At 63.4% G+C, this 24,042-nt stretch carries 22 protein-coding genes; 11 read left to right on the top strand and 11 right to left on the bottom strand.

What is annotated here, in order from left to right; translation table 11 throughout:
- Genes glgB through msrB form a run of 3 tightly spaced genes read left to right on the top strand, consistent with a single transcriptional unit; the run spans position 1 to position 4,762 of the window.
- Complete coding sequence (gene glgB, locus AACW87_RS03215; protein WP_241326546.1) at positions 1–2,178, top strand: 1,4-alpha-glucan branching protein GlgB; 2,178 nt, start codon at positions 1–3, stop codon at positions 2,176–2,178.
- Entirely contained in the window at positions 2,178–4,319 is a 2,142-nt protein-coding gene (glgX, locus tag AACW87_RS03210; protein ID WP_241326545.1) for a glycogen debranching protein GlgX, read from the top strand. Before glgB ends, glgX begins: the two co-directional genes overlap by 1 nt.
- A 56-nt stretch (positions 4,320–4,375) precedes the next feature.
- A complete protein-coding gene (msrB, locus tag AACW87_RS03205; protein ID WP_043138599.1) occupies positions 4,376–4,762 on the top strand; it encodes a peptide-methionine (R)-S-oxide reductase MsrB in 387 nt (128 codons plus the stop codon).
- A gap of 80 nt (positions 4,763–4,842) precedes the next feature.
- On the opposite strand, the gene chrA is transcribed toward msrB, so the two are convergent.
- From chrA to AACW87_RS03185, 4 genes are all read right to left on the bottom strand, one after another.
- Positions 4,843–5,985, bottom strand: a complete 1,143-nt coding sequence (gene chrA, locus AACW87_RS03200; RefSeq protein ID WP_241326544.1) for a chromate efflux transporter — start codon at positions 5,983–5,985, stop codon at positions 4,843–4,845.
- A 118-nt stretch (positions 5,986–6,103) separates the two neighbouring features.
- Positions 6,104–6,547 (bottom strand): nucleotide triphosphate diphosphatase NUDT15, encoded by a 444-nt coding sequence (locus tag AACW87_RS03195; protein ID WP_241326543.1) that lies wholly within the window; start codon positions 6,545–6,547, stop codon positions 6,104–6,106.
- Positions 6,548–6,653: 106 nt separating this feature from the next.
- The gene (locus AACW87_RS03190) at positions 6,654–7,658 is read right to left on the bottom strand and encodes an NADP-dependent oxidoreductase (protein WP_241326542.1); all 1,005 of its coding nucleotides are present in this window, start codon (positions 7,656–7,658) and stop codon (positions 6,654–6,656) included.
- Between the two features lie 82 nt (positions 7,659–7,740).
- Positions 7,741–8,187, bottom strand: coding sequence for an Ohr family peroxiredoxin (locus AACW87_RS03185; RefSeq protein WP_241326541.1), 447 nt, complete (start codon positions 8,185–8,187; stop codon positions 7,741–7,743).
- Positions 8,188–8,330: 143 nt separating this feature from the next.
- Between AACW87_RS03185 and AACW87_RS03180 the strand changes: the two genes are divergently transcribed.
- The 3 genes from AACW87_RS03180 (at position 8,331) to AACW87_RS03170 (ending at position 9,482) form a co-directional block, all read left to right on the top strand.
- Complete coding sequence (locus AACW87_RS03180; protein WP_043138611.1) at positions 8,331–8,756, top strand: MarR family winged helix-turn-helix transcriptional regulator; 426 nt, start codon at positions 8,331–8,333, stop codon at positions 8,754–8,756.
- 35 nt (positions 8,757–8,791) lie between these two features.
- Positions 8,792–9,019, top strand: coding sequence for a hypothetical protein (locus tag AACW87_RS03175; RefSeq protein ID WP_103472523.1), 228 nt, complete (start codon positions 8,792–8,794; stop codon positions 9,017–9,019).
- A 145-nt stretch (positions 9,020–9,164) separates the two neighbouring features.
- Positions 9,165–9,482: a hypothetical protein gene (locus AACW87_RS03170; protein WP_042865582.1), complete on the top strand. Its 318-nt coding sequence runs from the start codon at positions 9,165–9,167 to the stop codon at positions 9,480–9,482.
- 114 nt (positions 9,483–9,596) lie between these two features.
- Here the strand turns inward: AACW87_RS03170 and AACW87_RS03165 are convergent, their stop codons facing one another.
- Entirely contained in the window at positions 9,597–10,073 is a 477-nt protein-coding gene (locus AACW87_RS03165) for an Lrp/AsnC family transcriptional regulator (protein ID WP_005318665.1), read from the bottom strand.
- 308 nt (positions 10,074–10,381) lie between these two features.
- Entirely contained in the window at positions 10,382–11,005 is a 624-nt protein-coding gene (locus tag AACW87_RS03160) for a helix-turn-helix transcriptional regulator (RefSeq protein ID WP_241326540.1), read from the bottom strand.
- A 283-nt stretch (positions 11,006–11,288) separates the two neighbouring features.
- Here AACW87_RS03160 and AACW87_RS03155 point away from each other — a divergent pair, with 283 nt between their 5' ends.
- Positions 11,289–12,521, top strand: coding sequence for an MFS transporter (locus AACW87_RS03155; RefSeq protein ID WP_241326539.1), 1,233 nt, complete (start codon positions 11,289–11,291; stop codon positions 12,519–12,521).
- Positions 12,522–12,665: 144 nt separating this feature from the next.
- The gene (locus tag AACW87_RS03150) at positions 12,666–13,487 is read left to right on the top strand and encodes a Cof-type HAD-IIB family hydrolase (RefSeq protein ID WP_043138624.1); all 822 of its coding nucleotides are present in this window, start codon (positions 12,666–12,668) and stop codon (positions 13,485–13,487) included.
- A gap of 48 nt (positions 13,488–13,535) precedes the next feature.
- On the opposite strand, the gene AACW87_RS03145 is transcribed toward AACW87_RS03150, so the two are convergent.
- Positions 13,536–14,099: a DUF2799 domain-containing protein gene (locus AACW87_RS03145; RefSeq protein ID WP_241326538.1), complete on the bottom strand. Its 564-nt coding sequence runs from the start codon at positions 14,097–14,099 to the stop codon at positions 13,536–13,538.
- A gap of 205 nt (positions 14,100–14,304) precedes the next feature.
- Here AACW87_RS03145 and AACW87_RS03140 point away from each other — a divergent pair, with 205 nt between their 5' ends.
- Positions 14,305–15,144 (top strand): isopenicillin N synthase family dioxygenase, encoded by an 840-nt coding sequence (locus tag AACW87_RS03140; RefSeq protein WP_241326537.1) that lies wholly within the window; start codon positions 14,305–14,307, stop codon positions 15,142–15,144.
- Positions 15,145–15,357: 213 nt separating this feature from the next.
- Positions 15,358–16,671 (top strand): sodium-dependent transporter, encoded by a 1,314-nt coding sequence (locus AACW87_RS03135; RefSeq protein ID WP_241326536.1) that lies wholly within the window; start codon positions 15,358–15,360, stop codon positions 16,669–16,671.
- A gap of 207 nt (positions 16,672–16,878) precedes the next feature.
- Here the strand turns inward: AACW87_RS03135 and AACW87_RS03130 are convergent, their stop codons facing one another.
- Positions 16,879–17,595, bottom strand: coding sequence for a substrate-binding periplasmic protein (locus tag AACW87_RS03130; RefSeq protein WP_241326535.1), 717 nt, complete (start codon positions 17,593–17,595; stop codon positions 16,879–16,881).
- A 479-nt stretch (positions 17,596–18,074) separates the two neighbouring features.
- Between AACW87_RS03130 and AACW87_RS03125 the strand changes: the two genes are divergently transcribed.
- Positions 18,075–19,388 (top strand): sodium-dependent transporter, encoded by a 1,314-nt coding sequence (locus tag AACW87_RS03125; RefSeq protein ID WP_043557400.1) that lies wholly within the window; start codon positions 18,075–18,077, stop codon positions 19,386–19,388.
- A gap of 78 nt (positions 19,389–19,466) precedes the next feature.
- Here AACW87_RS03125 and AACW87_RS03120 read toward each other — a convergent pair whose 3' ends face one another.
- The 3 genes from AACW87_RS03120 to AACW87_RS03110 all read right to left on the bottom strand — a co-directional run bounded on the left by AACW87_RS03120 (position 19,467) and on the right by AACW87_RS03110 (position 23,959).
- Positions 19,467–21,092 carry a hypothetical protein gene (locus AACW87_RS03120; protein ID WP_241326534.1) on the bottom strand — a complete coding sequence of 542 codons (1,626 nt, stop codon included), beginning with the start codon at positions 21,090–21,092 and terminating at the stop codon, positions 19,467–19,469.
- Positions 21,093–21,203: 111 nt separating this feature from the next.
- Positions 21,204–21,929 (bottom strand): DUF3142 domain-containing protein, encoded by a 726-nt coding sequence (locus AACW87_RS03115; RefSeq protein WP_241326533.1) that lies wholly within the window; start codon positions 21,927–21,929, stop codon positions 21,204–21,206.
- A complete protein-coding gene (locus AACW87_RS03110) occupies positions 21,899–23,959 on the bottom strand; it encodes a hypothetical protein (protein WP_241326532.1) in 2,061 nt (686 codons plus the stop codon). The genes AACW87_RS03115 and AACW87_RS03110 overlap by 31 nt, the downstream gene beginning before the upstream one ends.
- Positions 23,960–24,042 lie beyond the last annotated feature (83 nt).

Raw genomic sequence — 24,042 nt, 5'->3', positions numbered from 1 at the left:
ATGCTCGTTGAACGTTTGGTTGCTGCCCGCTGTGCCGATCCCTTCTCTCATTTAGGCCTGCAGGCCAACCCGGATGGGCCTGGCCTCAAACTGACCGCCTGGTTGCCGGATGCCCTTGAGGTGCGTGTCAGGGATCTCAAGTCGGGCAAAATCGTTGCCACCCTGGCGCCCTCCGATGAATCGGGCCTTTTTGAAACTGTTTTCACCCGCCGCAAGAATCCCTTTCCCTACCAGTTGCTTGCCGACTATCCCGATGCCAACGCCGAGTTTGTCGACCCCTACCAGTTTCAGGATGCGGGTTGGGCCGGTCTGGCAGAACTGACCTCCCAGCCTGAAAACATCTACCACACGCTCGGCGCGCAACTGCGCAGCGTGGAGCACCTTGGCGTGCGGGTGGAAGGGGTGCGCTTTGCCGTCTATGCGCCGAGCGCCACCGCAGTGAGCCTGATCGGCGATTTCAACTTCTGGGATGGCCGTCGTCACCCCATGCAGCGCAGCCAGTGCGGTCACTGGGTGCTGTTCGTGCCGGGCCTCAAGGCCGGGGATCGCTACAAGTTTGAACTGAAAGATCCGGCCGGACATCGACTGCCCCACAAGAGCGACCCGGTCGGTTTCTATTGCGAGCAGTATCCGTCGTTCGCCTCCGTGGTGTATGACCACGAGCAGTACCAGTGGCAGGATGCCGCCTGGATTGCCAGTCAGCAGAATGACAAGCGGGATCAGCCGCTCTCCATCTACGAGCTGCACGTCGGCTCCTGGAAGCGCCACCCCAACGGTGACAGCCTGAGCTGGCGCGAGCTGGCGGTGGATCTGGTGTCCTACATCAAGGAGATGGAGTACACCCACATAGAGTTGCTGCCGGTCTCGGAGCACCCGTTCAGCGGCTCCTGGGGTTATCAGCCGGTGGGCATGTTCTCTCCCACCAGTCGTTACGGCAGCGCCGACGACTTTAAATATTTCATCGACCAGTGCCACCAGGCCGGCATAGGCGTGATCCTGGACTGGGTGCCGGCCCACTTCCCGTCCGATGCCCACGGCCTGGCCCGTTTCGACGGCACGCCGCTCTATGAGTACGAGGATCCGCGCCGTGGCTGGCACCCGGACTGGAACTCCTACATCTATGACTTCGGCCGCAATACGGTGCGCCAGTTCCTGGTGGCGAGCGCCCTGTTCTGGCTCGACAAGTTCCATATCGACGGCCTGCGGGTGGATGCGGTCGCCTCCATGCTCTATCTGGATTACTCGCGCAACGCCGGCGAGTGGGTGCCGAACGTCGACGGTGGCAACCACAACTACGAGGCGATAAGCCTGCTGAAGTGGACCAACGAAGAGGTGTACGGCAAGTACCCCCACGCCATGACCATAGCCGAAGAGTCCACCGCCTTTGCCGGTGTCTCTCGCCCCACCTTCCTCGGTGGCCTCGGCTTTGGCTTCAAGTGGAATATGGGCTGGATGCACGACACCCTCACCTACATGCAGAAAGAGCCTATTCACCGCCGTTATCACCACAACGACATGACCTTCTCCATGGTGTACCACTATGACGAGAACTTCATTTTGTCGCTCTCCCACGACGAGGTGGTGCACGGCAAGCACTCCATGCTCTACAAGATGCCCGGCGACGAGTGGCAGCAATCGGCCAACCTGCGCGCCTACATGGGCTTCATGTATGCCCATCCGGGCAAGAAGCTCAACTTCATGGGCACAGAGATAGCCCAGAGCAACGAGTGGAATCACGACGCCCAACTGCCCTGGCATCTGCTGCAGTACCCCAAGCACGGTGGCCAGCAGCGGTTGATCCGCGATCTCAACCACCTCTACCGTCATGAGCCTGCCTTGTATCAGGCCGATTATGATCAGACCGGCTTCCGCTGGCTGGATCACAACGATGCCGACAACAGCGTCTTTGCCTGGCTGCGGGCCGACAAGCAGGGCGCCCACCCTGTCATGGTTGCCTGCAACTTCACCCCGGTGCCGCGCCTCGCCTATCGACTCGGCGTGCCGGCCGCCGGCCGCTATCGCGTGGTGCTCAATACCGACAGCGAGCATTACTGGGGCAGCAACTATGATGTGGGTCTGGTCTTCGTCGCCGAGCCGACTCCCTGGCAGGGGATGGGGCACAGCATAGTGCTGGATCTGCCGCCGCTCGCGACCTTGTTCATCAAACAGGAGTCTTGATGTTTGCAATGGAAAAGGGGCAGGACCACCCGCTGGGTGCCCTGCTCGATGAGACGGGTTGTCACTTCTGCGTCTGGGCCCCGCAATCGGACAAGGTGGAGCTCTGCCTGTTCGACGAGCAGGAACAGGAGCTGGCCCGGCTGGTGCTGCCCGGCCGCCGTGGCCAATATCGCTTCGGCCATGTGCGCGGCGTCAAGGCCGGTCAGCGTTACGGCTATCGGGTGCATGGCACGCCCCAGGAGGGGATGCTGTTCGATCCGCAGAAGCTGCTGATCGACCCCTATGCCAGGGCGCTCAGCCGGGCGACCCATTGGGACGACAAGCTGTATGAGGGGGACAGTGCGGCCATGGTGGCCAAGTCCGTGGTGGTTGATGATGCCTTCGACTGGCAGGGGATAGGCAAGCCCGACATCCCGTCAGAGCGCACCGTCATCTATGAAACCCACGTCAAGGGCTTCACCCGCCAGCATCAGGGGGTGCCGAGCGAGCTGCGCGGCACCTACCTGGGCATCTGTCACCCGCTCATCCTCGAGCATCTGAAGTCCCTCGGCATCACCTCGGTGCAGCTGATGCCGGTGGCGGCCTTCATGTCCGAGCCCAGGCTGGAGCAGCTGGGGCTCACCAACTACTGGGGCTACAACCCCATCGCCTTCTTCGCCCCCGAGCCACGCTACGGTGCGGGGGAGGCGGTGACCGAGTTCAAGACCATGGTGCGCGAGCTGCACAGGGCCGGGCTCGAGGTGATACTGGACGTGGTCTACAACCACACAGCCGAATCTGGTTTTGACGGCCCCATGCTGTCGTTCAAGGGGTTCGACAACGCGGGTTACTACGCCTTCGAGGCGGGTGCCCACGGCCCCGACTACGGTCGTCACGCCAACGTCACCGGCTGTGGCAACAGCGTCAACCTGGATCACCCCAACAGCCTGCGGCTGGTGCTGGATGCGCTGCGCTACTGGGTGACCGAGATGCAGGTGGACGGTTTCCGCTTCGATCTGGCGGTGACCCTGGCGCGGGAGGCGGGCGAGTTCGATCCCATGGGGGCCTTCTTCAAGGCCATGATGGCGGATCCCGTGCTGGCGCGAGTGAAACTCATCGCCGAGCCTTGGGACATAGGACCATTCGGCTATCGGCTCGGCCAGTTCCCGAGCCAGTGGCTGGAGATCAACGACCGCTATCGCGACACGGTACGCGCCTTCTGGCGCGGTGATGCCGGCAAGATGGGGGATTTTGCCACCCGGCTGGTGGGGTCGCGGGATCTCTTCCCCAAGAACTGGCGTGCGCCCCACACCAGCGTCAACTACCTCTGCTATCACGACGGCTTCACCCTGGAGGACCTGGTCTCCTACAACCAGCGCCACAACCAGGCCAACGGCGAGGACAACCGGGACGGCCACGGCAACAACCTCTCCAACAACCACGGGGTGGAGGGGCCGACGCTGGATCCACGGGTCAACAACCTGCGCCAGCAGCAGAAGCGCAACCTGATCGCCACCCTGCTGCTCTCTCAGGGCACGCCGCACTTCCTGGCCGGGGACGAGATGGGCCGCAGCCAGCTCGGCAACAACAACGCCTACTGTCAGGACAACCAGATAAGCTGGGTCAACTGGCAGTGGCGACCGGAAGACGAGCGGCTGCTCGCCTTCACCCAGCAGATGATGGCGCTGCGGGCGGAATCGACCGTCTTCGCCAATCTGCAGCTGAGCGATGACAGCTGGAACGGGGCGCCCACCAGCTGCCATCAGGTCAACTGGTATCACCCGGATGGTCATCAGCTCACCGATCAGGATTGGCACGCGCCCATGGGGCAGGCGTTTGCCATGGATATCGGCATGCAGCTGTGCGAGGGGGAGCGCTGGTACGTGCTGTTCAACGCCAGCGACTACGACATCCAGTTCCGCCTGCCACCGCCGGGGGAGGGGCTGGAGTGGATCCAGACCATAGACACGGCCACCAACGACGGCCTGCCGTTCCTGCCCGATGACATCAAGCGTCAGGTGGCGGTTGGCCGGGCCCACTCCCTCAAGTTGCTGGAGCGGGTCGCCCTGACGGCGGTGGCGCTGGCCGAAGAGGGGGTGGTCGCCATGCCGGATGTTGCCGTCGTGTTGCCAACCGGATCACAGTTCCCGCTGGCGGGGTAGAGCAAAGCGGCCTGACTGGGTATGCTGGGCGCCGTGATAAATGGCAAGGAGTCGATATGAGCAACAAGAATCCTGAGCAGTGGCGCAACAAGCTGAGTGCGGAACAGTTTCGTGTCTGCTGGGAGAAAGGCACCGAGCAGCCTTACAGCGGCGCCCTGCTCCACAACCGCAAGAGTGGCGACTATCTCTGCGTCTGCTGCAAGAGCGTGCTGTTTCACTCAGAGGCCAAGTTTGACTCCGGCTGCGGCTGGCCTTCGTTCGATCGGGCCATCGAGGGCACAGTGACCTACACCGAAGATGGCAGTCACGGCATGAAACGGGTGGAGATCACCTGCAGCCAGTGCGGCTCCCACCTGGGTCACGTCTTTCCCGACGGGCCGACCGAGACAGGTCAGCGTTACTGCGTCAACAGCCTGAGTCTGGATTTCGATCCCGAGGCCTGAGCAACCAGCTTGAACATGAAAAAACGGCGCCCCTGCCAACAGGGGCGCCGTTTTTTATGGCGCCTGGCCCGGCATCTGGCTCAGGCCAGCAGCATGGCGGCCCCCACCAGCAGTCCGGCGAGCGCCAGTATGGGTAGCCTGATGACGCGCAACAGATAGAAGCCGGCGGCGGCCAGCGCCAGATCGGTCGGCACCTGTACCGCGCTCTGCCAGACCGGCTGGTAGAGCGCGGCCAGCAGCAGACCCACCACGGCGGCGTTGATGCCGGTCACGGCCCCTGCCAGCCGGGGGCGAGCCAGCCAACTCTGCCAGCAGGGCCCCAGAGCCCACAACAGCAGAAAGCCGGGCAGGAATAGTGCCAGGGTCGCCAGCAGGGCTCCCGCCAGCGGTGTGGCCGGCAGCAGTTGAGCGCCGAGATAGCTGGCCAGGGTAAACATGGGGCCGGGCACCAGCTGGGCCAGGCTGTAGCCGGTCAGAAACTGCTGCTGGTTGAGGCTGTGGCCCACACTCTCAGCCAGCAGGGGCAGCACCACGTGGCCGCCGCCAAACACCAGGCTGCCCGCCCGGTAGAAGTCGGCAACCAGCTGGCTGGCGGTGTCGGTGGCCAGCAGCGGCAGGCCGACAAACAACAGGGCAAACAGCAGCAGGGTGGGCCAGTGGGGTTGGCGCAGAGGCATTGAGGGTTGTGGGCCTAGTACTTGCGGCGCCTCGACGCGAGCACAGAGCAGGGCGACCCCCGCCAGTATGACGAGCTGGGTCAGCAGACCGGGTTGCCACCAGAGCGCGGCGGCGGTCGCCACCATGATCCCCTGGGCTAGCGCCGTCTTGCAGAACTGGCGGCTCATGGTAAGCACCGCATCCGCGACCACCACCAGGGCCAGCAGCTTGAGGCCGTGCAGGGCGGCATCGAGCCAGACGTTGGCCGTGAGTTGCCCCACCCCTATGGCGGCGGCCAGCAACAGCAGGAAGGAGGGCAGGGTGAAGCCGATAAAGGCGGCCAGTGCCCCACCGAGTCCGGCCCGCTGGCGGCCGATGGCGAAGCCGAGCTGGCTGGAGGCGGGTCCCGGCAGCAACTGGCACAGCGCCAGCAACTGGGCAAATTCGGCCTGGGTCAGCCAGCCCAGCCGCTCGACGAAGGCGCGCTGGAAATAGCCGATATGGGCGGCGGGTCCGCCGAAGCTGACACAGCCCAACCACAGAAATTGAATGAATACTTGCCCCACGTCCGCACTCCCTCGTTGTCATCATCGACCCCGATGATATGACAAAGCGGTGACTTTTTTATGACAAATCAGGGGGCTACTGGCAGGTAGCCGCGCCTTGCCAGCCGGCAGGCAATGATCACTTCGTCGGCTGGCCTGGTTGTGGCAGATAGCAACGACCGGCCAGCCAGCAGGCTATCGATTGGCGACTGGCATCGAAGTGAGGCTCTGGCAGGTCGCGGGGATCGCACCAGATCCAGCCTTCACACTTCTCCGGCTCCAGCAGTTGCGGCTCTCCTTCTACCTGGGCCAGCAGGGTGACAGAGATGTAGTGCAGCCCGCTCTCGCGCCAGGTTTCCAGGTTGTTGGTGACGGCGATGACGCTGGGATTGCTGATCCGAAAACCCGTTTCCTCGGCCACTTCGCGGATCGCCGCCGACTCGAAGCTCTCTCCCAGTTCCAGATGGCCGCCGGCGATGGACCAGTAGGGGGCATGGCTGCCCTTGCGCTTGCCAAGCAGCACCTGGCCCTGACGGTTGGTCAAGATGACGCCGACACCGACGCGGGGATAGGGAGTAGACATATGAGCTCCTTGCAAAGACGAGACAGACCATAAAAAACGGGCCCACCTTAGGGCGGATGGGCCCGTCATGCAAGCAGTCTGCGGCGTCAGGCGCCAGGGCTGCTGATCACGCCAGCTTGACCAGCATCTTGCCGGTGTTGCGCCCCTCGAACAGCCCGATGAAGGCCTGCGGCATGCTGGCCAGCCCCTGATAGACGGTCTCCTCGGCCTGCAGTGCTCCGGCGTCGAAGGCGGGAGTCACCTCGGCCAGAAACTCGCCGTAGTGCTGCCAGTGTTCGAATACGATGAGCCCCTGCATGGTGAGGCGCTTGCGGATCATCTGGGATAGGTTGCGCGGGCCGCTCGCCTCGCCCTTGCTGTTGTACTGCTCGATGAGGCCGCACATCACGATGCGACCGTGCACCGCCATGTTGTTGAGGGCTGCGTCCAGCATGGCGCCCCCCACGTTCTCGAAGTAGACATGGATCCCTTCCGGGGCGAGCCGCGCCAGCTCGGCATCGAGATCCTGAATTTCGCGATAGTTGATCACCTCGTCGGCTCCCAAGCTCTTGAGGTAGGCGACCTTGTCGGCCGAGCCGGTGGAGCCGATGACGCGGGCCCCCGCTCGCTTGGCGAGCTGCACCACCATGGAGCCGACGGCGCCGGAGGCGGCCGATACCAGCACGGTTTCACCGGCCTGCAGCTTGGCGATGCGGTTGAGCCCGGTCCAGGCGGTCATGCCCGGCATGCCGAGGGCGCCGAGAAAGAGTTGGGGTGGCAAGCGGGTGTCGGGCAGGCGGGTCAGCTGGGCACCATTGGCGACAAAGCTGTCGCGCCAGCCCAGCATGCTGCTCACCCGGTCGCCCACCGCAAAGTCCGGGTGGCGCGAGGCCTCCACCACGCCGATGGCGCCGCCATCGAGCGGGCCGTTCAGGGTGAAGGGGGGCACATAGCTCTTGGCGTCGCTCATGCGACCGCGCATGTAGGGATCCACCGACAGCCACTGGTTGGTGACCCGCACCTCCCCTTCCTGCAACTCGGGCAGGGCGACCTCGACCAGGGTGAAATCGGCCAGACTGGGCAGGCCGACCGGGCGACGCAGCAGCTGGATCTGATGGCTGAGCTGATTCATGGTTTTTTCTCCAGTTCTATGGTGTTTGGCAACCCGTGAGTGGCCATCAGGGCAGGTCCCATGGGGTTGAGGCTGAACTCGTTCACGCTGTCTCATCCAGCGGGGCGCCGTTGAGCAGCAACCGGGTGACGACATTGCCCCGCATGGCGTTGGAGAAGGGGCAGGTCTGGTGGGCCAGCCGCACTATCTGCTCGGCCTGCGCCGCCTGCTCAGGCTGCGCTGCGGCGAGCGCCACGTCCAGCGTGATGGCGAAGTTGAAGCGACCATCGGCCTGCGCCAGCAATTCGACCCCGGCGGTGACGGGGGCGCTGGAGAGGGGCGTGCCGAGTTTTTGGGCCACGTGGATCAGCGCGTTGGAGAAGCAGGCGGCATAACCGGCGGCCAGCAGCTGCTCCGGGTTGTTGCCCTTGCCGTTGCCGCCGAGGGCGGTCGGCAGGGCCAGTGCCAGCTGCAGGCTGTTGTCCAGGGTGTGAACCTCACCGTTGCGGCCAGCCTGGGCGATGGCTTGAGTGCGATAGAGTGTCTTCATGTCGGGGCCTCTGATTTGTTTTGTGTGCAAGCTAAATTCAGACTAATCCCGAAAGCTGAGGCTGACAACTGTTTTGTGTGCAAATTATTCGCCCCCCAATTTTCCTGAGGTATACTGGCCCCAGTCGTCAGTGAGGTGCCCCCATGAGTGAATTGAAAAAGCAGGTCTGTTTTGCCCTCTACAGCGCCTCCAATGCCGTGATGCGGGCCTACCGGCCGCTGCTGGACAAGCTGGATCTCACCTATACCCAGTATCTGGTGATGCTGTCGCTGTGGGCGCGGGACGAGGTCAGTCTCAAGGAGATAGGGCAGGAGACAGGGCTGGATGCGGGGACCCTGACCCCCATCGTCAAGCGGCTGGAGAGCAAGGGCTGGCTGACCCGCACCGTCTCCAGCGAGGATGAGCGGCAAAAATGCATCGGCTTGACCGAGGCGGGGCGCCAGCTGCAGCAGGAGGTCAAGGAGTGCTGTCTGGCGGACAACTTGCGCAATCAGGTGGATCTGGCCGATGCTGAACTGGCCCAGCTCAAGCAGCTCTGCGATCGCATCTCGGCGCAACTGGGGCGCTGAGTGCAGCCGACCCATACAGCCTGAGGATCCACCCCATGAAAATCTTGTTGCCCCTGTTTGCCCTGTTGCTGACCGCCTGTAGTACCGGTTCCCATGCCCCTTCGATGGCCATCGACGATGCCGATGCCTGGCAGGCGATCTGCAAGGACGGTACCCGGGTCAGGGCCGTGGTCGAAGAGGGGATCTGCGCGGATCATCGCGGTGTTGCCATGTGGACGAATAAGCCAAGAGCCGAGCGGATGGCAGAGGAAGCCGCCAAATAGTGTGATCCAGACGCCATAAAATGACACAACCGGCCAGTTGGCCGGTTTTTTTCGCGATCTCGCCTGCACTTTGCCACCTTGTTCATGGTGCACTCAGTTTTCTCTTCCCATACTGGCCCCACAGTTCCAAAAGAGGAGAGACAAGATGCAAACATCCTTGGTCGGGCTCTCCATTCTGTGGGGGCTGGCCAGTTTTGGTGTTCAGGGGGATTTCATCGAGAGCCGTGATTCCGTTGCGCCATCCTGGCAAGCCGAGTCCAGAGTGGAGATGGAAGGTTATCTGATCGAGTCGCTGGGCGAAGATCGCTGGCTGTTCGACAACGGCAGCGAGAGCCTGCTGGTCGCCCTGCCCCAGGGGCAGTGGGTGCCAACCGGCGAGCGGCTGCGGGTCAGCGGCGAGCCCCAGCAGGAGCAGGCCGGCTGGCTCTTGCAGGTGCAGGATGTCAGTCAGGTTGCGGTCTGACAGACGCGCCATCGAGCAAGCAAAAATGAAAAAGAGGAGGCCCAGGCCTCCTCTTTTTGTTGTTATCGGTTTTGTCGTGATGGCAGAGAGGGCGTGCCGCTCTGCCATCAGACCCTACCCCAGATGATTGAGCGGCAGCGCCGTCTTGTGCTTGATGCGGCGCAGCACGAAGCTGGAACGCACCCCGGTCACCCCCGGAATGTGGGTCAGCTTGTCCAGCAGGAAGTGCTGGTAGTGTTCCATGTCCCGCACCACCACCTTGAGCTGGTAGTCGGCGTCGTTGCCGGTGATGAGGTCGCATTCCAGCACCTCTGGCAGCTCCTTGATGGCCTTGTCGAAATTCTCGAACCGCTCGGGGGTGTGTCTGTCCATGGAGATATGAATGTAGGCGGTGAGGGTGAGCCCCAGCTGGCGGGCGTTGAGCAGGGTGACGTGGGTATCGATGAGACCGGCATCCTCCAGCGCCTTGACCCGGCGGGAGCAGGGGGAAGGGGAGAGCCCGACCAGCTCGGCCAGCTCCAGGTTGCTGATGCGGCCATTTTCCTGCATCAACTCCAGAATATGCCTGTCTATGCGATCAAGTTTCAGCATTCTCCGTTCCTCGTTGCAATTACTAATTCACTTTTCCTAGATTAAGGGTGAACTATTGCAAAAACAACTGAAAAGACATACTACTTCGCAACCACTCACCGCGCCGGCAGGGATACTATGGTTGCATCTTCCGGTGGCAAGACAGAAACCCAACCCGGTCTCTGTGGTGAAGGACCTTACCGGGTCAAGAACCCCATCAGCCGTCCGACCTTATCGGGAAACGACGGGCTGGAACGAGAGCATCCCCTCCCCGAAGGCAACAAAGCAGGCATCCCGGCGCCTGCTTTGTTGTTTCTGGCATTCGGCGATCAAGGATTCGGCGGCGTGATGCGGTAGAGACAGCGGTGATCCCCGTCCAGCAGGTATTGCTCCCGCTCCACCCCGGCCGGCGCCAGCAACTGGCGAAACATCTCCAGCTCGCTGCGACAAAATCCCCGGCAGGCCCGCGCCGCGGCGCAGATGGGGCAGTGACTCTCCCACAACAGCCAGCTGCCGTCCTCCTCCTGGCGCATGTCCGCCATATAGCCCTCTCGCGTGCGCTGCTCTTTCAGGGCGGTCAGCCTGTCAGCCAGCGCCGGCTGGGTCAGCTGTGTCTGATAACGGCCCAGCTGTTGCTGCTCCCGTTGCTGGATCAGCCGCTCCATGCCGACCTCGCCAAACAACTGCTGGATATTGTCGATAAGCTGCAGCGTCAGCTCGCTGTGGGTATCGGGGAAGCGCTGCCAGGCCTGATCTGTCAGGTGCCACAGGCGCACGGGACGGCCGCGGCCGCGGGCTTCATCGCTGAAACCCACCCAGCCGTCGGCCTCCAGCGCAATCAGATGCTGACGGGCGCCCATGGAGGTCATCTGCAACTGCTCTCCCAGCGCGGCGGCGCTCTGGGGCCCGTGGCTCTTGAGCAGAAACAGTATCTTGTCGGTGCTGGCGTTCATTTGGCGGCTCTCGTTATCGGCAGGCGGTGGATCCGGGGGATCCATAGCATCTCGAGCAGAAACGGTATCTTGTCGGTGCTGGCGTTCATTCGGTGGCTCTCGCTATCGACAGGTGTTGGATCCGGGGAGCCATCGCATCTCGAGCAGGCGCGGGAGCTTGTCACGACTGGCGTTCATGGGCTCATTATGGATAGCGGTCTCCTTTAAATCAATAATTCACTTTACTTAATAATGCACCTTGCTCAGTATAAATAAACCAATAACTTTATTTAATGGGGCTGACATGGATGGGATCAAGGGACGGGCGACCCTCTGGGTATTGGTGATGACGGTGACACTGGCGGTGGCGGGGTTCAGCCTGCCTTCGCCCGTGCTGGCGCCGCTGATGCTGGATCCGGCGCAGGGCATGTTGACGCCACAGGCGTCGGACTGGAGTCGCAAGGTGTGGCTGGGTGTCATTATGGGGCTCTATCCGCTGTTTCAACTGGTGGGTGCCCCCTGGCTGGGGCGACTCTCGGACCGCCACGGCCGCAAGCCGATACTGACGGTCTGTCTGGTCGGCGTGCTGGCCGGTTATGCCATGATGGCGCTGGGGATCGCCTGGCGATCCCTGCCACTGCTGTTGCTGAGCCGGGTGGTGGAGGGTTTCTTCAATGGCGACATCGCCATAGTGCAGGCCATGGCGGCGGACATGAGCACCACCAAGACCAAGGCGCGCAGTTTCGCCTGGATCAACATAGGCATGAATCTGGGTTGGGTGCTGGGCCCCATGATCGGCGGTTATGCCGCCGTGGTATCGGGGGATTACAGCCTGGCCGCCTGGCTGGCGGTGGTCATGACCCTGGTCAACCTGCTGCTGGTGCTCTGGCTGTTGCCCAATCAGGCGCCGGTTGCCAGCCAGCAGCAGGCGCCTGCGTTCTCCTCCCGTCAGCTGTTGCTGCAACCGGCCCTGCTGCCCTACTTCGTGCTGACCCTGTTCAGCTACGGGGCCGTGCAGCTCTATTTCACCTACTTCAACGTCTGGCTGGTGGAGCGGCTGGCCTGGGGTCCGGTCCAGCTGGCGCAGGCGGCCGTGCTGGTGAGCGTGCCCATGATGCTGGGATCCTGGCTGGGATCCCGTCTCGCCCGCCACTGGCGGGGCAGCAGCTTGGGGATAGTCGGTCATCTGGTGATGGCGGCGGGCATGCTGATGTTCGTGCTGCCGGGCCACTGGTGGGGTCTGGCACTCACCTTCATCCCCGCTGGCATCGGCATGAGCCTGGGGGAGCTGGCGACCTCGGTGGCGGTCTCCAACCGCAGCCATGCCGAGCAGCAGGGGCAGGCGATGGGGATCTACCGAGGCCTGGCGGTGGGCAGCGAGATCCTGGCCGTGCTGGTGGGCAGTCTGGTGCTGCTGGCGGGCACAGAGTGGCCCTTCTACCTGGCCGCGCTCTCTGGCCTGCTCTGTGCCGTCGGCTTCTATGGCCTGCGCAAGCGGGCCGATCGGCGCCTGGCGAGTTGTGCCGAGCCTGCTTGAGTGGCGATCAGAGCAGGGAAAAGGCTTGCCCTGGGCCGTGGACAGATCACAGATTGGCCGCATCTCCTGTCGCAGGGCTTGCATCCTGCCGGCGGGTTTGGGACGGTATGGCTCTTTGTATTCGTGTCCGATGTTGGAGGTGATATGAGTAGTTACCAGGCTATTGCGTTAGATATGGACGGTACCCTGCTGACCCGGGATCACAAGATTTCGTCCGCCACCCGGGCCGCGCTGGCCCAGGCGCGGGCCCACGGCATCAAGGTGCTGCTGGTGACGGGGCGCCACTTCATGACGGCCCGTCCCTTCCATCACGAGCTAGCCCTCGACACCCCCATCATCTGCAGCAACGGTGCCTACCTCTATGATCCGGTGCAGGAGCGGATCCTGGCGGGAGATCCGCTGGCGGTGGCCCCGCTCACCGAGCTGTTGGCCCAGGTCGAGGCGCAGCAGATGGGCGCCCTGTTCCACCTGAGCGAAGGGATCGGCTATATCGGCTGTGAGGATCACATCACCCGGATGCGCCACTGGTCGGCCAATCAGCCGGATCATCTCAAGATATCTCTGCTGCCTGCGGACGATCTGGCGAGCTGGCTGAAGAATCCGATCTGGAAGCTGGAGCTGTTCAACCAGGATCCCGCCCGCCTGCATCAGTTCATGGGGGAGGTGGTCGAGGCCATGCCCTTTACCCGTGACTGGGCGGCGCCCTATGCGGTGGAGCTGGTGCAACCCGGTTGCAGCAAGGGCAACCGGCTGGCCCGCTGGGCCCAGAGCGAGGGGATAGCGATGGAAAACGTGGTGGCGTTTGGTGACAACAACAACGACATCAGCATGTTCGAACAGGTAGGGCTGGCGGTCGCCATGGGCAATGCCGCCACCCATGTCCAGGCTCATGCCGACCTGGTGACCGCCGATCACAACGAAGACGGCATAGCGCTGGCGTTGCAGCGCTGGGTGCTGCCGTCGTAGAGGTCAAGCCGGGCCCGGCGCGGCGAACCGCGGCCGAGCCCGCTTGCATTAATTGCCGAAGGAGAACTGGATCACCCGGTCCGGGAAACGGATCCGGTTATAGTCGCGGCGCAGCCCCTCGTAATGGCGGATGGCGCGCTCGCGCTGGGCCCGGTAGTAGTCGCGCTGCTTGCTGTCGTTCTCATTGCGGATCTGCCGCTCCAGTGTCTCGATGTCGCGCTCTGTCCGCTCCATGTCGCTCCTGAGGTCGCTGAGCTGTTTCTCCACCAGATATTCCTGGCGACCGCGATCGTACTGGGTGAGGAAGCTGGCATCGTTGGGGCAGACCCCCAGGTACTCGGCGCCTGACTTGCCCTTGCTGTAGGCGAGCTCGGGAATGCAGTAGAGCTCCAGCCCCTTGGCATAGCCCCGCTTCCACTCGGCTTCATCCACCTTGAGGCCGTATTCGCCACAGGCCGACACATAGTCACGGGTCGCCTGACGTGTCTTGCCCTGTTCTCCATCCTGATAGCCCAGGTTGTACCAGCTCATGGCGCGGCACTCCTCTTCCGACAGCGAGCTGCAACCGGCGAGCAGAAAAGGCAGGGTCAGCAACAGGATCTTGGGGGACATAAACGGGCTCCAGCATGGATGATGGGGGCATTCTAGTGAGGATGCCGGGTCAGGACAAGGGATGAGCGCGGGTCTTGGCTGGCGCCGTTTTCTGACGTTTTTGTCACTATTGGCGAGGGGCCGGGGCGGGAGGGGCTGCTCACTTTCCTTGTGGTCATGGGCGAGGTAAACTGCGCCATCTTTTAACTGGCGCGTAACAAAAATAATGAAAGTCCTGACCGTCGATTACCGCTCGCCCGATGCGGCGCAGCGCTTCACCGAATCCCTGCGTACCACCGGCTTTGGCGTGCTGACCCACCACCCCATCCCGAAAGAGCTGGTGCAGTCCATCTATGACAACTGGTATCGCTTCTTCATGAGCGAACAGAAGCAGGATTTCCTGTTCAACCGCGAGACCCAGGATGGCTACTTCCCGCCGTCGGTGTCCGAGGTGGCCAAGGGTCACAGCCAGAAGGACATCAAGGAGTACTTCCATATTTACCCCTGGGGCCAGATGCCGGAAGAGCTGAAGGCGCAGGCGATGGAGTACTATCGCCTCGCCAACGATCTCGCCGCCGAGCTGCTGGGCTGGGTGGAGCAATACACCCCGGCCGACATCGCCGCCCACTACAGCTGCCCGCTCTCCTCCATGATCGAAGAGAGCCAGAAGACCCTGCTGCGGGTGCTGCACTATCCGCCGTTCGACGGCACAGAGGCGCCGGGTGCCATCCGCGCCGCCGCCCATGAAGACATCAACCTGCTGACCATACTGCCCGCCGCCAACGAGCCGGGCCTGCAGGTGAAGGGATCCGACGGGGAGTGGATGGACGTGCCGTGCGATTTTGGCACCCTGATCATCAACATAGGTGACATGCTGCAGGAGGCCTCTCGCGGCTACTACCCCTCCACCACCCACCGCGTCATCAACCCGACCGGCGGCAGCGCCAGCAAGTCCCGCATCTCCTTGCCGCTGTTCCTTCACCCGCGGCCGGACGTGGTGCTCTCCGAGCGTCACACCGCCCACAGCTACCTGATGGAGCGGCTGCGGGAGCTGGGGGTTATCTAGTCCCAAAACGCGCACCCATGACAGCCTGAACCGGAGCAAAAACGCTCCGGTTTTTATTTGTTGGCACGATAGCGCGTAAAATTGAATTTAATTAGGCAATGATGCCAATAAATCGTTTTTTAGCCAGATAAGCGGCGTTGTGATTGCGTGGCCCTGACCGTACTCTGAGCGCCATTTCGGGCCCAGGTGGTGGGCACCTGTATTGGAGTTCTTATGAAGCAGTCCCAATGGTCATCCCGGCTCGGTTATATCCTGGCCGCCGCAGGCTCCGCCGTCGGTCTCGGCGCTATCTGGAAGTTTCCCTATGTGACGGCCGCCAACGGTGGCGGTGCCTTCCTGCTGGTGTTCTTGCTGTTCAGCTTCACCCTGGGGGTGGCCGTGCTGATGGGAGAGACGCTGCTCGGCAGCCTGAGCCGCCGTGGTGTGGTGGGGGCGTTTAGCGCCCTGATGGGCAAGCGCTGGCGCTGGGTCGGGGCCATGGGGCTGCTCTGCAGCCTGCTCATCTTCAGCTTCTACAGTGTGGTGGGGGGCTGGACCCTGGGTTATACCGGCATGGCGCTGGCGGGTAGCCTGCAACATGGGGATGGCGCCGCGCTGACCGCCCGTTTCAACGACTATGTCGGCGATCCGCTCTGGCCCGTGCTGACCCACCTGCTGTTTGCCGCCCTCACCTGGTGGTTCGTGCAGGGCGGCGTGCAGCAGGGAGTGGAGCGTACCCTGCGCTGGATGATGCCGGCCCTGTTCATCATGATACTGCTGCTGGTGGCCTTCGGCCTTACCCTGCCCAACGCCATGGCCGGGGTGCGCCACTTCCTGATGCCGGACTTCAGCAAGCTCGGCATGTCCGGGGTGCTCGATGCCATGGGGCTGGCCTTCTTCTCCCTCTCCATCGGTCTCGGCATTCACACCACCTATGGCGCCTACCTGCCTTCCAGCGACGGGGTCGGCCGCTCCAGCCTCTGGGTGGTGCTGCTGGCTAGCCTGATCGCCGTGCTGGCGGGCTTGATGATATTCCCCGTGCTGGCAGCGACCGGCATAGATCCCGCCGCGGGACCGGGCCTCACCTTCATGACCATGCCGGCCGTATTCCAGCAGTTGCCGTTCGGCCAGGGGCTGGCGGTGATCTTCTTCTCCCTGCTGGTGGTGGCTGCGCTCTCCTCGGCCATCTCGCTGCTGGAGCATCTGCAGTGCTTTATCTGCGAGAGTCTGGGCTGGTCACGCCGCGCGGCCTGCAGCCTCATTACTCTGCTGGTGATGGTGAACGGCATTCCCGTCAGCCTGTCGTTCGGCCCCTGGGCGAATGTGACTCTGTTTGGCAAGAACATCTTCGAGCTGCTGGATTTTGTCACCTCCAACCTGATGATGCCCATGTTCGGGCTGGCGCTCACCCTGTTGCTGGGCTGGAAACTGGGTCAGCAGGCGCTGCCCCGTGGATTGGCACAGCACTGGCGTACCCTGGTGATGGGCTGCTGGCGCTGGCTGGCGCCCTTGCTGATCGGCGGCATCCTGGTGCGTGGGCTGGTGTAACTAGGGTTGGCGGGCGCTGGCTGGTGCGGCTGCGTATCAGTGGGGCCTGGTGCGGGGATTGGTGTAACTAGGGTTGGCGATCGCTGGCTGGCACCGCTGCGGATCAGTGGGGGCCTGGTGTGGGGATTGGTGTAACTAGGGTTGGCGATCGCTGGCTGGCACCGCTGCGGATCAGTGGGGCCTGGTGCGGGGGCTGGTGTAAAGGATTCAGGGTTGGGTGGGCGGCTGCGCCTGTCCATATCGGGCTTTGACCTTGTCGATGGCGGCCTGCCAGCGGGCGATCACGGCGTCATCCTCGCTTTTGGAGAAGGCGATGTAGAGCCAGGACTCGTGCAGCAGCACTTCTGAGCTCACCACGCTGCGCGGGGATAAGCCCATCTGGTCCAGGGTGGCGCTCATGATCAGATCGCCCATCGGGAAGGCATCTATCTTGCCGAGCACCAGCCGCTCGACGGCCTCCTCGACCGTCTTGTAACGCACCAGATTGGCATAGCCCTCATGGGTCAGCCGCTCGTCATCGGCACTGCCGAGCAGGACGCCGACCCGCTCCAGCTGGCGCAGCTGGGCCAGGTCGGTCAGCGGCTGGCTGCCCCTGGCCTGATAGATCAGCACCCGGTTCAGAAACAGCGGCCCCACCCACTTGAACTGGGCTTCCCGCTGGGGCGTGCGCAGCACCACGAACATGGCAAAACCCGGCTCGGCCCGGGTCAGGGCCAGCGCCCGCTTCAAGGGATAGAGCTTGATGGGGTAGTTGACCCCCATCTCCTGCTGGGCTTCCCGCACCAGCCGAACGGCCAGCCCGCCGAGCTGGCCATCACGGGACTGGGTGAAGGGGGGCAGCTCATGGCTGAGCAGGGTCAGGGCGGGTTGCGCCGACAGGGTCAGGCTGCCCAGCAGTAGCAAGGGGAGAAGCGTCCATTTCATGCGGTATCCTGTCCGGTGCGTCACGTCTGTGCATCCATGCTGATCAGGGGCACTGGCCTGCCCGCAACGCGGGGGAGGGGCGTGTTGCCCCCTGTTTCGGCGGCTAATGTGCCTACAAAGGCTAAGACTATTATCGTTCAATGGATTGGCCGAGCGAGGCGCGGTGCGCATTTTTCCTGCATGGAGAGCGGGCTGCGCGGATTTTTCAGCCAGATTGAAAAATTTTTATCAACTATGTGTCAATTTTTCTTTCCATGGTTTAGGCTGTGACTCCTTTTTGGCGTTCAGGTCACTCCATCCATGTCACCGATTTTCGCGCTGTCCGGCCGATTTTTTAGCTCGCAAGAGAGGTGACCTTGCACGCGCAGTTTGTCTGAATGTTCATTGCAAAGGTCGCCACCAGGCGGCCTTTTTTGTTGTTACGTATTGTGTTGTCAGCCATGGAGTATCGATTCGATGTTGTCTTCCCCGGAGGTTGTATGAGCCAGGTTCAGTGGTCTTCCCGTCTCGGTCATGTGTTGGCGGCGGCCGGCACGGCCATCGGCCTCGGCGCTATCTGGAAGTTTCCCTATGTGACGGCCACCAATGGCGGCGGCGCCTTCCTGCTGGTGTTCCTGTTGTTCAGCTTCACCCTGGGGGTGGCCGTGCTGGTGGGGGAGACCCTGCTCGGCAGCCGCAGCCAGCGCGGGGTACTCGGCGCCTTCAACAAGCTGGTTGGGCCTAACTGGCGCTGGATGGGCTACATGGGAATACTGTGCGGCTTCTTCATCTACAGCTTCTACAGCGTGGTGGGGGGCTGGACCGTCGGTTATGCGGCGCTGGCTGTGGCGGGCAAGCTCAACCTGAGCGAGGGTTCGGCGCTGACCGCTCTGTTCAACGGCTATGTCAGTGACCCCTGGTGGCCCGTGCTGACCCATCTGGTGTTCGCCGGACTGACCTGGTGGTTCGTGCAGGGCGGCATTCAGAAGGGAGTGGAGCGGGCGCTGCGCTGGATGATGCCGGCCCTCTTCATCATGATGTTGCTGCTGGTGGCGGTGGGGCTCTCCATGCCCGGCTCCATGGCCGGGGTGCGTCAATTGCTGCTGCCGGACTTCTCCATGCTGACCGGCCAGAGTGTGCTGGATGCGCTGGGGCTGGCCTTCTTCTCCCTCTCCATCGGCCTGGGGGTGCACACCACCTATGGCGCCTACCTGCCGAGCAGCGAGGGTGTGCTGCGCTCCGGGGTCTGGGTGGTGACGCTGGCGAGCCTCATCTCTGTGCTGGCGGGGCTGATGATCTTCCCGGCGCTGGCGTCCACGGGTATTGATCCGACCGCCGGGCCAGGGCTCACCTTCATGACCATGCCCGCCGTGTTCAGCCATCTGCCGTTTGGTCAGGGGCTGGGAGTGGTGTTCTTCCTGTTGCTGCTGGTGGCGGCGCTCTCCTCCTCCATCTCCATGCTGGAGCATCTGGTGCGCTTCACCACCGAGGAGTGGGGCTGGTCCCGCCGTGGCGCCTGCCGGGTGCTGACTCTACTGATCATGGCCTCCGGCATCCCGGTCAGCCTGTCGTTCGGTCCCTGGAGCGAGCTGACCCTGTTTGGCAAGACGATTTTCGATCTGCTCGACTACCTCACCTCCAACCTCATGATGCCGCTGTTCGGCCTGGTGCTGACCCTGCTGCTGGGCTGGCGACTGGGAGACAGCATATTGCCCGCCGGCCTCTCCCCGCTGCTGCGCTTCGGCCTGCTCTGGTGCTGGCGTCTGGTGGCGCCGCTGCTGATCGCCGGTATCCTGGTGCGGGGTTTGTTGTAAGCCGGGCTCTGCCTGGGTGCCTGCTAGCAAGGCCCGGCTGTGCTGGGCTTTGATAGCAAAGCCCGACCTGTGCCGGGCTCAGTTGGGGGGCGTGGTGGGCAATCTGGGGTTCAGGTGTGACCTGATGTGCAGCAGCGTCTTCTGGTACGCCGCCGCATGGTGCTCCATGAAGGAGGCGCTGTGGGTCAGGCGCCGCTCCAGCCGGTCGACCAGCAGCGCCACCTTGGGGGCCGGCATGCCGGCGGGCCAGCACAGTTGCAGCAACTCCAGCAGTTGCCAGGCATCGCCGGGCAGCGCCGGAAACTCCTCCTGCAGGGTCAGAGCGTACTGTACGGCGAGCTGATGCTGGGCGGCCACTGTCGCTCTCTGCCGCTCCTGGCGCAGATAGGTCAGCCGCTGTTCACGGCGCTCCAGCTGTTGCATCTGATCTGTGACCACCTGCTTGAACAGCTGCTGGAGCAGGGGGGATGGTGCCACCCTGGCCTGATACTGGCTGAGCTGCGTCAGGTAGCGCTGGGCATGGTGGGGCAGGCCGCAGAACTGGCTGACGGCAAAACCGAGCAGCTGGTTGAGGTGTGTGTCCCGCGCCGCCTCCGGCGGGTGTCTTGCCAGCAGCACCAGGGCCTCGTCGAAGCGGTAATCCAGGCTCAGCATCAGGGCCTGCAGCAAGGCATCCTCATGGGCGCGCAGGGTCACGGCCTGACTGAGGTACTGATACTCCTGCTGCAACGCGCTGATCCGGGCCGCCGTGGGGTAGTGCCAGATCACCGCCAGACTGGCGTTCAGAATGAAATTCTCGATGGATATCCGGAACTTGTGTTCGGAAAAGAAGCGCAGGCTGAGGGCGTTGGCCTGTTCGAGCGCCTTCCCTTCGTCTTTGAGCAGCAGGGCCAAGAGGATGGCGGCCTGGCGCCACTCGGGCTGCCAGGGTTGCTTGTGCAGCAACTGGTTGAGCACCTCCCAGGCAGATTCCCACTGTGACTCGTGCAGCAGGCAGGCCAGCATCAGCTCCAGCTGTATGCTGGGTGGCAGCCGCTCCTGATTGCGGGCCAGATCCTTGCGCGCGCTGTCCAGCTTGTTCAATCCCAGCAGTGAGTGGATCAGGCCCTTGCGCGGCCACCAGGCGTCGTGTTCCGTGGTGCACATGGCATAGTGCTGGGTGGCGTGGAAGTGGTCCTGCTGCTGCAGCAACATGTAGCCCTTGACCCTGTCCAGCAGCGGGCCCAGCTCCCTGTGTTTCTGTTGCTGATAGAGCAGGTCTTCACACAGGGCGCAGCCGATATGCCACTCCCTCAGCTTCATCGGGGCGGGCAGGGGGCGGGTCAGCCCGGTCAGCAGCACCAGATCGCGCAGGCAGAGCGTCAGCTGCTCTGCGGTGAACGGCATGGGCAGGTGCAGCGGGAAGTAGAGATCCGAGGGGGGATACTGGAGCAGATCATGATCCTCATCCAGCAACAACAGCACGCAGCCCGGTTCGAGCAAGCCCAGATAGTGCGCCTCCTGCAGCAGGCGGATCCCTTCGCGAGCCTGATGGCGATACTGGCGGCAGATGACGGCATCGAACGACTGCTGGCGCAGCAGGGTGGGCAGGGTGGTGAGCTCTTTGCAGTGGATCAGTTGGGATGGCGCAATACCGTGCTCATTCAGCCCCTTGGAGAGGGCAGAGCTGAGCATGGCATCGTCTTCGATCAACAGGATCTGCATCCTTGGCACTCCTTTGCGGGATCACAGTACGAGGAAGTATGGCACGCAACCGGATTCAAAAAGAGCTAATGTTATCGCCCAGCCACGAGCCCGGGTCAATCCCTCCTCCGGTCAAGATAGCGGAGGATTGATGAGAAAGACCACAACCCCCCCATAGGCGGGGGTCTGCGCCAATCTCGTTTCCCAGGCGGGATCCCACTCTCCCCCCTGGGCCAGTCCCAGCTTGAACGGCAGGGTCAGCCGGTGCAGTGCCTGCAGATAGCGGGCGTAGCCGGGTTCCGTCCTGCGACCCCGATAAGTCTGTACCACCATCTCGTCGATCACCCCGGCCAGTGCGTTCAGCTCCCCTATGTCGCCGGTACGGGTCCAGTCCAGCAGGCCAGTGATGCTGATGGCGTAGCGGGCGGGCAGCTGGCGTCGCAGCTGGCGCAGGAACTGGCCATAATCGTCCAGCCGGTGGGTGCGGGCATCGAAATCTATCTGGATGCCGCGTACCTCATTGCCCTTTCGCTGCCAGGCTGCCAGCTGGTTTTCGAGGTTCTGCAGCAGCTTGGCATCCCAGTCGAGCCGCTCCACCCGATAGGCGAGCCACAGCTCGCCGACGGGCAGCTTGCTCGGCGCTATGCCCTGCCCCTGAAAACGCAGGGGCAGGGCCGAGTCCAGGGGGCCTATCTCGCCCTGATGCAGATAGAGCCGCTCGGCCTGTTGCAGCACCGGCTGGGGTCTGACCCCGGCCCACAGCCAGAACTGCCGATACTGGCTCGCCTCGACGGCTGCCCCGGCATCCGTGGCGAGCAGGGCCAGCATCACCAGTAATATTTGAGCTGCTTTGCCCACTGGCTGGTCCCGTGTTGCTGCTTGAGGGTGTTGAACCAGGCCTTGCGCTGGTTGACGGACACCTGCTGACTGCCACAGCCGTTGCTGCCGCTCGGGGCGTAGCAGTTGATGGCGCGATAGAGGGCGTAGGCCTTCTCTTCCCTGGCGGCCTTGGGATTGGCAATGACCCTCTGATACCAGTCGAGGCGGCTGCTCCGCTTGCCGGCAAACAGATCCGGACTGCCCGCCAGGGTATCGGCCCCGGGGCGTGACAGCAGGGGATCCCAGTCCAGCCCCTGTGCCAGGAAGAACTCGCCCAGGCAGTTGAGCGCCTTGGGCGACCTGGGATTGTCGGCCAGGGTGGTGACCACCGAGGTCAGTGCCGGGCACTGGTAACCCTGGCTGCCTTGCCAGTCGAACGGCGCCGTGGCGGGGCGGCCCGCCAGATCCTGCAGGAAGCCCCGGTAGTCGCCATGGGTCAGCTGCTTGTAGCTCAGGGTATGGCTGGCGCGCTGGCGCAGGGTGTCGGAGGCCTGTTCATCCCGGGCCATGCGGCGCAGCAGAGGTGCGGGCGCCACATATTCCAGCAGCGGAATGCGGTAGTGATCGCTCCTGATGGGGCTCTCCTTGGCGAAGATCTGCTCCAGCTGACCGGCCCGTTCCAGCGTCATGGCCAGGGCCAGCTGCAACAGCTGATCCTGCAAGGAGGTCGGCTGGTTGGCGAGTAGGGCGCGCCACTGTTGTTCGGCGGCGGGCCACGCTTGCCGGGCCGCCAGCGCCATCCCCTTCAACACCTGCTGACTGAAGGCCAGGTTATCCAGAGGGCCTGCGCCGAGCGCGGGGGCGGCCGCCACCACGGCGTCATAGTCCTTGGCGAGGTAGTAACGCTCGGCCTGCTGCAGATAGGCGAGCCAGGCCGGGTTGCTGGCAAACTGGGAGGTCTGCTGCGTCAGCTCGGCGGCTTGCAGCGGCTGCCACTCATCCCAGCTGTCATGGATCCGCAGCCGGCGCAGATCCTGCACCAGGGTCAGCATGGGCATGGCCGCCGAGCCGGTGAAGCCGGGCTGCATCAGCAGCTTGAGATCGATCTCGTTGACCAGATCCGGCGCGCTTTGCCGTTGGCTCGCCTGCAGATAGTGACTCGCCAGCAGCTCCTTGTCTCCCTTGAACCAGGCCAGCCGACGCAGCAGCCCGGTGGCGGAATCCAGATAGCGCCCCTTTGGATAGCGGGCGCGGTAGTCGCCGATGAGCTGCTCGCTGCGTTGTACGGCGGCCTTGTCAATCTGGTTGCGATCCAGAGTACCCCAGTCGTCGAAGGCGCTTTGCTGGGACAGGTTGAGGGCGACCCGGATCCGCATGTAATCGGCCGTCTCCTTCAGCCAGGGCTGGTCCTGCCCGGCGAGGGCGGCAAACAGGGCGTCGGCCTGCGCAAACTCCCCCTGATAGAAGTGCCGGCTGGCGGTCAGGTAGTCGGCGAAACCCTGGGCGGCGGGCGACAGCGACGCTGGCTTGCTTTGGTCTTGAGCCGTGCCCTGATCCGCATCCTGCGGCTGACCGCACTGACCCAGCATGGCCAGCCGCTGACTTGCCAGCTGGCTGCGATCGCTGGCGGTGAGTGCCGGCGTCTGCGCCAATGCCTGCAGGAAGGCTTCGGCCGAGACGGGATTGTTGCTGATGCAGCGCCCTTCGCTCCAGCCGGCGGCACGCTCCAGAGCTGCCTGGGTGGTGCTCTCCTCGATGCCGAGACCGGCGGCCAGTGCCAGCAGGGGATCCGGCCCGGCGGGCCCAGTGTCGCCGACGGCCGGTCTTATCAGCGCATCGACCGTGAAGGGCAGGGGCAGGGCCCCGTCGGGCAGTGAGAAGGCCTGCTCATCGGCCAGCAGCAGGGCCAGATTGGTGCGGGTGTCGTTATCTGGGGAGAGAAACGGCAGCCCGTTCAGATGGCACTGGGCGGCGGTCAGTTGCAGGGTGAGCGGCGTTTCGCAGCCATCCGGGCCGCAGGCCAGCACGGGCAGGCTGCACAGCACCAGCCACAGGGGGGTCAGTTTCATGGGGGAGATCTCCGGCCAGGGGCAGGGGGAACGGGATGGGGGCAAGCTACAAGATGTGGCCAGCCCTTTCAACTGGCCATAGG

It is taken from the genome of Aeromonas sp. MR7 (genome assembly GCF_963899385.1).
In the GTDB taxonomy this organism is placed as follows: Bacteria; Pseudomonadota; Gammaproteobacteria; order Enterobacterales; family Aeromonadaceae; genus Aeromonas; species Aeromonas bestiarum.
Note: the sequence above shows the minus strand (reverse complement) of the source record. Positions and strands in the feature narration are given on the sequence as shown.

Excerpts from the sequence above, each read along its gene's own strand:
- glgB (WP_241326546.1), top strand. The coding sequence starts at position 1 with ATGCTCGTTGAACGTTTGGTTGCTGCCCGCTGTGCCGATCCCTTCTCT.
- glgX (WP_241326545.1), top strand. The coding sequence starts at position 2,178 with ATGTTTGCAATGGAAAAGGGGCAGGACCACCCGCTGGGTGCCCTGCTC.
- msrB (WP_043138599.1), top strand. The coding sequence starts at position 4,376 with ATGAGCAACAAGAATCCTGAGCAGTGGCGCAACAAGCTGAGTGCGGAA.
- AACW87_RS03195 (WP_241326543.1), bottom strand. The coding sequence starts at position 6,547 with ATGTCTACTCCCTATCCCCGCGTCGGTGTCGGCGTCATCTTGACCAAC.
- AACW87_RS03190 (WP_241326542.1), bottom strand. The coding sequence starts at position 7,658 with ATGAATCAGCTCAGCCATCAGATCCAGCTGCTGCGTCGCCCGGTCGGC.
- AACW87_RS03185 (WP_241326541.1), bottom strand. The coding sequence starts at position 8,187 with ATGAAGACACTCTATCGCACTCAAGCCATCGCCCAGGCTGGCCGCAAC.
- AACW87_RS03180 (WP_043138611.1), top strand. The coding sequence starts at position 8,331 with ATGAGTGAATTGAAAAAGCAGGTCTGTTTTGCCCTCTACAGCGCCTCC.
- AACW87_RS03175 (WP_103472523.1), top strand. The coding sequence starts at position 8,792 with ATGAAAATCTTGTTGCCCCTGTTTGCCCTGTTGCTGACCGCCTGTAGT.
- AACW87_RS03170 (WP_042865582.1), top strand. The coding sequence starts at position 9,165 with ATGCAAACATCCTTGGTCGGGCTCTCCATTCTGTGGGGGCTGGCCAGT.
- AACW87_RS03165 (WP_005318665.1), bottom strand. The coding sequence starts at position 10,073 with ATGCTGAAACTTGATCGCATAGACAGGCATATTCTGGAGTTGATGCAG.
- AACW87_RS03160 (WP_241326540.1), bottom strand. The coding sequence starts at position 11,005 with ATGAACGCCAGCACCGACAAGATACTGTTTCTGCTCAAGAGCCACGGG.
- AACW87_RS03155 (WP_241326539.1), top strand. The coding sequence starts at position 11,289 with ATGGATGGGATCAAGGGACGGGCGACCCTCTGGGTATTGGTGATGACG.
- AACW87_RS03150 (WP_043138624.1), top strand. The coding sequence starts at position 12,666 with ATGAGTAGTTACCAGGCTATTGCGTTAGATATGGACGGTACCCTGCTG.
- AACW87_RS03145 (WP_241326538.1), bottom strand. The coding sequence starts at position 14,099 with ATGTCCCCCAAGATCCTGTTGCTGACCCTGCCTTTTCTGCTCGCCGGT.
- AACW87_RS03140 (WP_241326537.1), top strand. The coding sequence starts at position 14,305 with ATGAAAGTCCTGACCGTCGATTACCGCTCGCCCGATGCGGCGCAGCGC.
- AACW87_RS03135 (WP_241326536.1), top strand. The coding sequence starts at position 15,358 with ATGAAGCAGTCCCAATGGTCATCCCGGCTCGGTTATATCCTGGCCGCC.
- AACW87_RS03130 (WP_241326535.1), bottom strand. The coding sequence starts at position 17,595 with ATGAAATGGACGCTTCTCCCCTTGCTACTGCTGGGCAGCCTGACCCTG.
- AACW87_RS03125 (WP_043557400.1), top strand. The coding sequence starts at position 18,075 with ATGAGCCAGGTTCAGTGGTCTTCCCGTCTCGGTCATGTGTTGGCGGCG.
- AACW87_RS03120 (WP_241326534.1), bottom strand. The coding sequence starts at position 21,092 with ATGCAGATCCTGTTGATCGAAGACGATGCCATGCTCAGCTCTGCCCTC.
- AACW87_RS03110 (WP_241326532.1), bottom strand. The coding sequence starts at position 23,959 with ATGAAACTGACCCCCCTGTGGCTGGTGCTGTGCAGCCTGCCCGTGCTG.